Genomic DNA, 10,083 nt, shown 5'->3' with positions numbered 1-10,083 from the left:
CTTTCCCAATATTGATATATTTTCTTTTCACATCTCCATCTGGATCTTTCGGCTCAGCAAATTGATCCATTCCACTCGTTCCAGCTGTTAAAGTATTCACATTATCATCTAGTTCGTCTTGATATACGTGCGAAAGAATATACGGCGTTCCAAGACGAACTATTACGCCTGGTACATCTAGTTCTCCATCAATGGCTGTAAATGGAACTCGTAAAAATTGATACCCATCTTCTTCATCAATTTTGTAATCGAAGCATCCTTTATCATAATCCCAATTACCACCAATGCTATATCCAAGTGGTTTCATAATCTCTTCTAACTTATATAACGCATATGTACGTCCTTCTAAATTTGATTGAATCGGAATCAAGCCCATCCCTCCTAGACTTTTCCTTTAGCATACCCACTTTAGTTTGAATATACTGATGGACTTTTCGATAAAATAATAAAAAGCGACCGGAATCCGGTCGCTTTTTATTATTTTAAACGCTCTTCTAATTCTGCTTTTAATTCTTCAAATCCTGGTTTACCAAGTAAAGCAAACATGTTTTTCTTATATGCTTCTACTCCAGGTTGGTCAAATGGATTCACGCCTAATAAGTAGCCGCTCATCGCACATGCTTTTTCGAAGAAGTATACAAGGTAACCGAATGTGTACTCATTTAATTCAGGAATATTTACGATTAAGTTTGGTACTCCCCCGTCGCTATGTGCAAGTAATGTACCTTCGTATGCTTTTGTGTTTACGAAGTCTACAGTTTCACCAGCAAGGTAGTTTAATCCGTCTAAATCGTTTTCTTCTGATTCGATTGTTAGTTCATGTGTAGATTTACCTACTTTAAGAACTGTTTCAAATAAGTCACGACGCCCTTCTTGAACGTATTGACCTAATGAGTGTAAATCAGTTGAGAAGTTTGCTGAAGATGGGAAAATACCTTTTTGATCTTTTCCTTCACTTTCACCAAATAACTGTTTCCACCACTCAGCGAAGTATTGAAGTGCTGGCTCATAGTTAACAAGCATTTCAATTGTTTTTCCTTTATTGTATAAAGCGTTACGAACTACTGCGTATTGGTAAGCTGGATTTTCTTCTAGTTCTGATGTTCCGAAGTCATCATGACCAGCAGCTGCACCTTTCATCATCTCTTCAATATTTAAGCCACTTACTGCGATTGGTAATAAACCAACTGGCGTTAATACAGAGAAACGACCTCCAACATCATCTGGAATAACAAATGTTTCGTAACCTTCGTTATCAGCTAATGTTTTTAATGCACCACGCGCTTTATCTGTAGTTGCATAAATACGTTTGCGAGCTTCTTCTTTTCCATACTTTTCTTCTAATAACTTACGGAAGATACGGAATGCTAATGCTGGCTCTGTTGTTGTACCTGATTTGGAAATAACGTTAATAGAGAAGTCTTTACCTTCTAATACGTCCATTAAATCTTTCATGTAAGTGGAGCTAATGTTTTGTCCAACAAATAGCACTTGTGGAGTTTTACGTTGTTCTTTAGAAAGCGTGTTGTAGAAAGAATGGTTTAACATTTCGATTGCTGCGCGTGCTCCTAGGTAAGAACCACCAATACCTACAACAAGTAAAATGTCAGAGTCATTTTTAATTTTTTCTGCGCATTTTTGAATGCGAGCGAATTCTTCTTTGTCATATTGAAGCGGAAGGTCTACCCACCCAAGGAAATCGTTCCCAGCTCCAGTTTTTTCGTGGATTGCGTGATGTGTTACTTTCACTGCATCACGTAAATAAGTGATTTCATGTTCACCGATGAAGGATAACGCTTTAGAATAGTCGAACGTTACATGTGTACTCATCTTTTTCCCTCCAATTATGGATATGTATTTCTGTATTCACTTTAGCGAAACTGAAGTTGTAAATCAAGCGATTAGGCAATTGTAAACGTAACCAATATATATTTTTTAGAAAAAGTTCATTTTTTGCATAAAAATTCGCATTTTTCGGTATAGATGTATATACATCCCTTTCCAAACATTTTTTATGTATAAAAACAACATAACTACCCCATTCTATAAAAGAGTTAATTAACTCATCGCTTGCTCATGCTTCACAATTAAGGGGGGCTTTTTCATGAGTACTTTGCAACGTATCGCATTAGTCTTTACTGTAATTGGCGCTGTGAACTGGGGACTAATCGGGTTTTTCCAGTTTGACTTAGTAGCAGCCATTTTCGGTGGACAAAATTCAGCTCTTGCACGTATTATTTACGGCATCGTTGGTATATCTGGGCTTATCAACCTTGGTTTACTGTTTAAACCATCTGAAAATCTTGGTACGCACCCAGAAACAAACGAAATTCGATAATCAGTATGTCCTTTCACCTCCGACATACGAATATGATTGCATGCAATCATATTTGCAAATATATATCATAAGATAAAGTAAAAGAGGAACGCTCATATGCGTTCCTCTTTTACTTTGTTAACTCGGACTCTTCAATCCATTCTGCCAACTTTTCTCGCAGCGTATTAAATCCGTTTTCAGATGGGTTCGGTATAAGAATCCTTCCTTGTTTTCTTTTCGCCGCTTTTAACGATAAACTCATTTTTCTGTGCTCTTCATCAATTGAAAGTACCTTTACTTCTACTGTATCGCCGACCTTTAAAAAGTCATGAATATCCTTTACATATCCATTTGTAATTTCAGATATATGCACAAGTCCTTGTGTTTCTGCATCTAACGCTACAAACGCACCGTAATCTTGAATTCCAGTCACTTTCCCTGTTACAACCACTCCTGTTGTATATTGTTCTGACATATGAAACACTCCCATACGTTTACCATTCTCTCTACAATTATAGAGAGCAAAGCAGATATATTTATTTTAAATATCCGATTGGTTAGTACACATTCTAGATAATGATATCTAGAATGCGCATACCTTATATTAGTAAATTATACCACTATGACAGAACTCATTCAAAATTCATGAAAAATTTCCCTTAAAGAAGTATAATTCTCCAATATTGGGATAGACTACTAACACATGGCTTTCTAGTATTCCCCCCCTTTTATGGACAAAACGTATTACGTTTTGTCCTTTTTTTATTTTCAACAAACCGTTCCATTCTCTTCATTGCTTCCATAAGTTGTTCAAGCGACGTCGCATAAGAACAACGAATAAACCCTTCACCACTTTCGCCAAATACGCTACCAGGGACAACAGCTACTTTTTCTTCCAGCAATAACTGTTCTGCAAATTCCGCTGAAGATAATCCTGTTGAAGATATAGAAGGGAAAACATAAAATGCTCCGCCCGGCACATGACACGTTAAGCCCATTTCATTGAAAGATGTCGTCATAAAATTACGACGCTTCTTATAACTATCTCTCATCCGAATTACTTCATCATTCCCCGCACGTAACGCTTCAAGTGCTGCGAACTGAGACATCGTCGGTGCACACATCATGGAATATTGGTGAATTTTGAGCATCAATTCTGAAAACTGAACAGGAGCTGCAATCATACCGAGACGCCATCCTGTCATCGCAAATCCTTTTGAAAATCCTGAAATTAAAATCGTATGCTCGCGCATATTTTTAATACTCGCGAAACTTGTATATGCTTCGTCGTATACAAGCTCTGCATAAATTTCATCAGATAATACAATTAGATTGTACTTCTCAACAATCACTGCTATTTCTTCAAGCTCGAATTTATTTAGCATCGCACCTGTCGGGTTATTTGGTGAACAAAGTAAAATCGCCTTTGTTTTCGCTGTAATAGCTGCTTCAATTTGTTCTGGTTGTACTTTAAACTCGTTTTCTAGCTTAGTCGCCACAGGAACCGGAACTCCTCCAGCTAATGTCACAAGTGGTGCATAAGAAACGAAGCTTGGTTCAACAATGAGCACTTCATCATCAGGATTTATAATGGCACGCATCGCTACATCTAACGCCTGGCTCGCTCCAACTGTAACAATGATTTCATCACTTGGATCATAAGATACTGCAAATTGTTTTTTTAGATACTTTGCTATTTCTTGACGGAGCTCCAATAATCCTGCATTTGCTGTATATGACGTATACCCTTGTTCCAAAGAACGAATACATGCTTGCCTTACATTCCAAGGGGTAACAAAATCCGGCTCTCCTACCCCGAGGGAAATAACACCTTTCATATTTGCTGCTAAATCAAAAAATTTTCGAATACCAGATGGTTTTAAAGATTCTGCTGATCTAGATAGTTCAAATTGCTTCATGGTGTCACCACAATTCGCTTATCATCATCGTCTTTTTCATAAATAACGCCCTCATGTTTATACTTCTTCAAAATGAAATGAGTAGTTGTAGAAACGACAGATTCAATTGTTGCTAATTTCTCAGAAACAAACATCGCTACTTCCCCCATCGTTTTCCCTTCTAATGTAATAGAAAGATCATATGTCCCTGACATTAAATAAACGGATTTCACTTCTGAATAACGATAAATTTGCTCAGCAACCGCATCAAACCCAACGCCGTGCTTTGGCGTAACTTTCACATCGATCATTGCCGTTAAACCTGTATGTTCTTTCACTTTCGTCCAATCGATATGTGTTACATAATCCACAATAATCTTTTCATTTTCTAATCTCGCAACCATCTTCTTTACTTCTTCTACTTCTATATTTAACAGCTTCGCTAATGTATCTACAGATAATCGACTACTCTTTTCAAGACAAGCTAATAATTCTAATTCTTTTTCTGTCACCATATAAATCATCCTTCCTTTTCGTTTGTGTCTAAATTATACAAATACCCTTTCCAGTTTGAAAAGAAGATTTTTCTATTGAATTATGTCAAAATAAAGTGAAACTTTAATCAGTGGAATGCTTCACCCCACTGATTATCAGCCCACACCAATCGGGCTTTTACGAGCAGTTGATCTCCCACCTCACTTCTTTGTCTCAACCGTCTTTTTAGGTTGGAGTCTTACTGCTCGTTAAAGCGGGGTAAAGTGAAACTTTAATCAGTGGAAAAATGCGTGATAAAGCGAAAGGGGATGGAACCGTGAAACCAAAAATTTATATTGCTGAACCAGTTCCGACATTTGTAGAAAACTATTTATCAGAACACTGTGATTATGAAAAATGGGATCAAAATGAGAAAGTACCTCGTGATGTTCTATTAGAGAAAATACAAGATAAAGATGGGTTATTAAATTTTGGATCTGCTATTAATGAAGAATTACTGACAGTCGCTCCTAACTTAAAAGTAGTGAGCAACATTTCTGTTGGTTACGATAATTTTGATTTACAAGCGATGAAAAATCGAAAGGTTATCGGAACGAATACACCATATGTATTAGATGATACAGTAGCTGATCTCGTTTTCGCCCTTATGCTATCAGCTGGGCGCCGCGTTTGCGAACTCGATTCTTACGTAAAAAATGGTGAATGGAACGCTGAAATCGGAAAAGAACACTTCGGACTAGATGTACACCATAGCACAATTGGTATTATCGGTATGGGCCGAATTGGAGAAGCCGTTGCAAAACGAGCAAAATTCGGATTTGATATGAATGTTCTTTACTATAACCGCCGTCGTAAAGAAGAAGCTGAACAAAAATTCGATGCTACATATTGTGATTTACAGACGCTACTGAAGCAGTCTGACTTTATTGTTCTTCTTACTCCATTAACAGATGAAACATATCACCTTATCGGAGAAAAGGAATTTTCATTAATGAAAGAAACAGCAATCTTCATTAATGCTTCTCGGGGGAAAACAGTAGATGAAGAAGCGTTAATCCATGCTTTAACAGAAAAGAAAATCTTTGCAGCAGGCATCGATACTTTTACACAAGAGCCAATTCAAAAAGATAATCCACTCTTATCATTACAAAATGTTGTGACTTTACCGCACATCGGATCTGCAACATTAAAAACTCGTCAGCAAATGGCCATGACCGCCGCTGAAAATTTAGTTACAGGATTACAAGGAAAAACACCGCCTAATATTGTGCGCGGGTAATACTGAATAAACGAAAGGCAAGATGACATCGTCATCTTGCCTTTTTTTGTTAACATATTTTCTTCTTCCTTGGAGATGATATGAACAAAAATCAATGGAGTGACAAAAAATGAATCATAAATATACTTGTCCTTATTTCACTTTTTCCACTCGCGGCACTACTGTTCATTACGAATTGTATGAACATGATAATAAAACACAACGCCCTACTTTCGTACTCGTTCACGGCTTTTTATCTTCCTCATTCAGTTACCGCCGTCTCATTCCTTTACTAGCGAAGGAAGGAACAGTCATTGCTCTTGATTTACCACCGTTCGGAAAAAGTGATAAGTCTCATCTGTTTAAGTATTCTTATCACAATTTAGCAACGATTATTATTGATTTAATTGAACATTTATCTCTCTCAAACATTGTATTAGTTGGGCATTCTATGGGTGGGCAAATTTCTCTCTATGTAAACCGTATACGTCCTGAACTCATTTCAAAGACGATTTTACTATGTAGCTCGAGCTATTTAGCGCGCGCAACCTTACCTTTACTATACTCTTCTTATTTACCGTTCTTTCATTTATACGTAAAGAACTGGATTATACGGCGCGGCATTGTTCATAACTTAATGAATGTCGTTCATGATCACTCATTAATTGACGATGAAATGAAAAAAGGTTACTCCGCTCCTTTTTATGACAACCGTATATTTCCCGCTTTAACTCGCATGATACGAGACCGTGAAGGTGACTTATCTTCAACTGAATTACAAAAAATCGAAACACCTATCCTACTCATTTGGGGTGAAAAAGACCGCGTCGTCCCTGTACATGTAGGTCATCGTCTACACAAAGATTTACCGAATTCAAAATTTATTTCTTATGAAAATACAGGACATTTACTACCTGAAGAAAAGCCTGAACATGTTTATGAAGAAATTATCGCTTTTTCCGCGCAATAAAATGAAACTTTAATCAGCCCCCACCTAACTTCTTTGCTTCCGCTGAATTTTGAGGTGAGGGTCTTACTACCCAGCAAATAGCGGGATAATATAAAAAAGGCTGTCGGAAATTCCGACAGCCTATAATGAACAGCTTCCACCTTCTTTTATTACAAGTAATTCCATAGCTAATTTCTCACATTTTTCAAGCGCAGGTACTTCCTCAAAAGACATAAAGTATATATGTTGAATCTTCTTTGCGATGTATTTTGGATCGTCAAACACACTTATGACGTTCACAACATCGCTCGCTTCTGTTTCATAAAACTCCGGTCCCATTTGAAACGGATCCCAATTCTTCACAACCTCTATCATCTTTTCATATGTACCCATTCGCTTCCCGCCTTTTCACTTTTTAATACTTTTCTTTATCCTATCACATCAGCTATTCTATAAGAAGAGAGAGAACTTTCATAACTTATTGGTTTTACAGAAGAAGGGAGCAAACTTATGCAACTATTTCATAAAGCAATCAATCGACGTGGAACGCATAGTATAAAATGGGATACATATAAAAACGAAGAACTTATCCATGCTTGGATTGCTGATATGGATTTTGAAGTACCAAAACCAATTCAAACTGCCTTAAAACAACGAATCGAACATCCGATTTTTGGCTATACACTTCCTCCCGAAAATATTGGGAATATTATTTGTAACTGGACAAAACAACAATACGACTGGGATATTCAAAAAGAATGGATTGTCTTTAGCGCCGGAATCGTTCCAGCTCTTAGTACGAGCATACAGGCTTTCACAAAAGAAAACGAATCTGTTCTCGTACAACCACCTATTTATCCTCCATTTTTCGAAATGGTCACAACAAACAACAGACAGTTATACGTGAGTCCATTACAGAAACAAAATGATACATATGTGATAGACTTCAAGCATTTAGAAAAGCAGTTTCAGCAAGGCATCAAACTCATGCTTCTTTGTAGCCCTCATAACCCAATCGGGCGCGTTTGGACGAAAGAGGAACTTGTGCAGCTCGGATCGTTATGTACTAAATATAACGTAATCGTTGTGGCGGATGAAATTCATTCCGATATTATTTATGCAGATCATACACATACACCGTTCGCTTCCTTATCTGAAGAATTAGCAGAGCGCACTATCACTTGTATGGCTCCAAGTAAAACATTTAATATCGCTGGATTACAAGCATCGATTATTATCATTCCAAACGAAAAACTGCGTCAAGCCTTTACATCTATCCAATATAGACAAGGCTTCCACGGATTAAATATCTTCGCTTATACAGCGATGCAAAGTGCCTATACAGAATGTAATGATTGGCTAAACGAAATTCGATTATATATAGAAGATAATGCTCAATTTGCTTGTGAATATATTAAAACTCACATACCTGCTCTTTCCGTAACGAAGCCAGAAGGTAGCTTTTTATTATGGATTGATTGTTCTCGTCTAAAGCTTTCTCAAAACGAGCGTACTGCATTACTTGGGGAAAAAGGAAAAATCATTGTTGAACCTGGTGAGAAATACGGGTTAGGTGGCGAAGAACATATTCGAATTAATATCGGCTGTCCACGATCTGTTTTAGAAGAAATTTTAAACAGACTGCGTCATACGTTTTCATAATAAGAAAGGAGTCTGTCCCCCTAATCATTCTTGGACAGACTCCTTTGTCATATTTTGTCGGTAAGTCGATATATTTCAAGTTACGGTCGATATATTCCAATAATCGCTGATATATTTTCAATTACATTTCACAAAGAAAGCTACCATTCACGGTAGCTTTTACTTTTTCTTCATATCCGATGCTTTTTTTACAATTACGCCACAAGCAATTCGATCCCCTGATTTACCTGTCGGTTGAGTCATACCATCATCAGGGTTTTCTGTAATAATAATAGACGCTCCATCTTTTCTATGAATCGTCGTTTTTCCTTCTTCAAGTGTGATGTGTGGGGCATTAATTTCCGCTTTAATCTTTCCAGAACCATCTGCAACTACGTTCGGTAAATCACCGTTTTCTGCACCCTTCGGATTAAGAAGACCATGTTTTTTATCATCTGGATTAAAATGATTTCCGGATGATTCAAAACGAGGTGCCTTACACTCTCCGATTTCATGTACATGTAGTCCGTGCGGGCCTGGCGTGAAACCTTCCCCTTTAATCGTAATTTTCACTCCACTTGTTTGCTGCACTACTTTCGCAGTCCCTACTTCATCTCCTGAAGCATTATGTAATTTCACTTCAATTTCTTTCGGCTTTCCTTGGTCACAACCTGCCATCAGAAATAATAAACAACAACTGAAAAAAAGCCGTTTCTTCATTTTATTCCCTCCAAAATATATTCTGCCCTTAGATTGTCCGAGCATAGAGGGAAACATACAAAAATGCATTACTGTTTCTTTTCAGCTAATAGTTTTTCTTCAACTTTCTGCAATCGCTCTGCTTCTCTTTTTGATACACGAATAAACATGCGCCACGTGGCAATAGCACCGATAATAAATAGAACGCAAACAATCCCTGGAATAATATATTCTGTTTTATCTTCCGGAAAATATAAAGGCATCATATAGAACACTCCTTATTATAGGATTTATAAAACATCAGAATTTTCTGTTATATCATTTTAAATTATAGTGGAACCTATCCATATTCTCAAGGGGCGTTCTGAAAGCAAATGATTTCTTTGACTCCTTCTCCTACTTTCCTTACTATAAACTTGAGGTGAAAAATATGAGAGAAACATTTGAAATTGGCGAAATCGTTACTGGTATTTATAAAACAGGAAAATACATTGGCGAAGTTACAAATAGCCGCCCTGGCAGTTACGTCGTAAAAGTATTAGCTGTTTTAAAACATCCGGTGCAAGGTGACTTACATAACGTAAAACAAGCTGACGTACCATTTTTCCATGAAAGACGCGCTTTAGCTTTCCGTGAACAGACGAACATTCCAGAGCAAATGGTGAAAAAATATGAAGGAGAAATTCCGGATTATACCGAGTCACTAAAATTAGCATTAGAAACTCAAATGAATTCATTTTTTGAAGATGATTCACCTTTTGCAGAGCGTAGTCTAGAAACATTACAACAGTTAAAGAAAGACTACAAACTCTAAAAAACAAAACGA

13 protein-coding genes (1 of these 13 running past the window's edge) are annotated in these 10,083 nt (G+C 37.1%); 5 read left to right on the top strand and 8 right to left on the bottom strand.

The genetic code is table 11. The features are described from left to right. Nucleotides 1-370: the 5' portion of a YugN-like family protein gene (locus M1D66_RS02920; RefSeq protein ID WP_000612334.1), read on the bottom strand. Its footprint begins 44 nt before the window's first position; 370 of the gene's 414 nt are visible here — the first part of the coding sequence; the start codon lies at nucleotides 368-370; its stop codon lies beyond the left edge, outside the window. 107 nt (nucleotides 371-477) lie between these two features. Then, complete coding sequence (locus M1D66_RS02915) at nucleotides 478-1,830, bottom strand: glucose-6-phosphate isomerase (protein WP_000103654.1); 1,353 nt, start codon at nucleotides 1,828-1,830, stop codon at nucleotides 478-480. A gap of 274 nt (nucleotides 1,831-2,104) precedes the next feature. Here M1D66_RS02915 and M1D66_RS02910 point away from each other — a divergent pair, with 274 nt between their 5' ends. Further along, nucleotides 2,105-2,338 carry a DUF378 domain-containing protein gene (locus M1D66_RS02910; RefSeq protein ID WP_000105788.1) on the top strand — a complete coding sequence of 78 codons (234 nt, stop codon included), beginning with the start codon at nucleotides 2,105-2,107 and terminating at the stop codon, nucleotides 2,336-2,338. Between the two features lie 109 nt (nucleotides 2,339-2,447). On the opposite strand, the gene yugI is transcribed toward M1D66_RS02910, so the two are convergent. The 3 genes from yugI to M1D66_RS02895 all read right to left on the bottom strand — a co-directional run bounded on the left by yugI (nucleotide 2,448) and on the right by M1D66_RS02895 (nucleotide 4,730). Then, complete coding sequence (yugI, locus tag M1D66_RS02905) at nucleotides 2,448-2,792, bottom strand: S1 domain-containing post-transcriptional regulator GSP13 (protein WP_000003764.1); 345 nt, start codon at nucleotides 2,790-2,792, stop codon at nucleotides 2,448-2,450. 253 nt (nucleotides 2,793-3,045) lie between these two features. After that, on the bottom strand, nucleotides 3,046-4,236 hold the full coding sequence (locus tag M1D66_RS02900; RefSeq protein WP_000808534.1) for an aminotransferase: 1,191 nt from the start codon (nucleotides 4,234-4,236) through the stop codon (nucleotides 3,046-3,048). Further along, on the bottom strand, nucleotides 4,233-4,730 hold the full coding sequence (locus M1D66_RS02895) for an Lrp/AsnC family transcriptional regulator (protein WP_000255696.1): 498 nt from the start codon (nucleotides 4,728-4,730) through the stop codon (nucleotides 4,233-4,235). Before M1D66_RS02895 ends, M1D66_RS02900 begins: the two co-directional genes overlap by 4 nt. Before the next feature lie 266 nt (nucleotides 4,731-4,996). Between M1D66_RS02895 and M1D66_RS02890 the strand changes: the two genes are divergently transcribed. Next, complete coding sequence (locus M1D66_RS02890) at nucleotides 4,997-5,989, top strand: 2-hydroxyacid dehydrogenase (protein WP_001205006.1); 993 nt, start codon at nucleotides 4,997-4,999, stop codon at nucleotides 5,987-5,989. Between the two features lie 109 nt (nucleotides 5,990-6,098). After that, on the top strand, nucleotides 6,099-6,938 hold the full coding sequence (locus M1D66_RS02885) for an alpha/beta fold hydrolase (protein ID WP_001015862.1): 840 nt from the start codon (nucleotides 6,099-6,101) through the stop codon (nucleotides 6,936-6,938). 120 nt (nucleotides 6,939-7,058) lie between these two features. Here the strand turns inward: M1D66_RS02885 and M1D66_RS02880 are convergent, their stop codons facing one another. After that, nucleotides 7,059-7,310 (bottom strand): YugE family protein, encoded by a 252-nt coding sequence (locus M1D66_RS02880; protein ID WP_000537638.1) that lies wholly within the window; start codon nucleotides 7,308-7,310, stop codon nucleotides 7,059-7,061. Nucleotides 7,311-7,427: 117 nt separating this feature from the next. Between M1D66_RS02880 and M1D66_RS02875 the strand changes: the two genes are divergently transcribed. Further along, complete coding sequence (locus tag M1D66_RS02875; RefSeq protein WP_086384913.1) at nucleotides 7,428-8,579, top strand: MalY/PatB family protein; 1,152 nt, start codon at nucleotides 7,428-7,430, stop codon at nucleotides 8,577-8,579. Between the two features lie 159 nt (nucleotides 8,580-8,738). Here the strand turns inward: M1D66_RS02875 and sodC are convergent, their stop codons facing one another. Both sodC and M1D66_RS02865 read right to left on the bottom strand, forming a co-directional pair. After that, complete coding sequence (gene sodC / locus M1D66_RS02870) at nucleotides 8,739-9,278, bottom strand: superoxide dismutase [Cu-Zn] (RefSeq protein WP_000746522.1); 540 nt, start codon at nucleotides 9,276-9,278, stop codon at nucleotides 8,739-8,741. 68 nt (nucleotides 9,279-9,346) lie between these two features. Further along, the gene (locus M1D66_RS02865) at nucleotides 9,347-9,523 is read right to left on the bottom strand and encodes a hypothetical protein (protein ID WP_000982757.1); all 177 of its coding nucleotides are present in this window, start codon (nucleotides 9,521-9,523) and stop codon (nucleotides 9,347-9,349) included. 164 nt (nucleotides 9,524-9,687) lie between these two features. Here M1D66_RS02865 and kapB point away from each other — a divergent pair, with 164 nt between their 5' ends. After that, nucleotides 9,688-10,071, top strand: a complete 384-nt coding sequence (kapB, locus tag M1D66_RS02860; RefSeq protein WP_001209342.1) for a kinase-associated lipoprotein KapB — start codon at nucleotides 9,688-9,690, stop codon at nucleotides 10,069-10,071. Nucleotides 10,072-10,083 lie beyond the last annotated feature (12 nt).

The organism is Bacillus sp. PK6-16 (assembly GCF_056530295.1).
The sequence above is the reverse complement of the archived record's forward strand: the minus strand, read 5'-3'. Positions and strand labels throughout refer to the sequence as shown.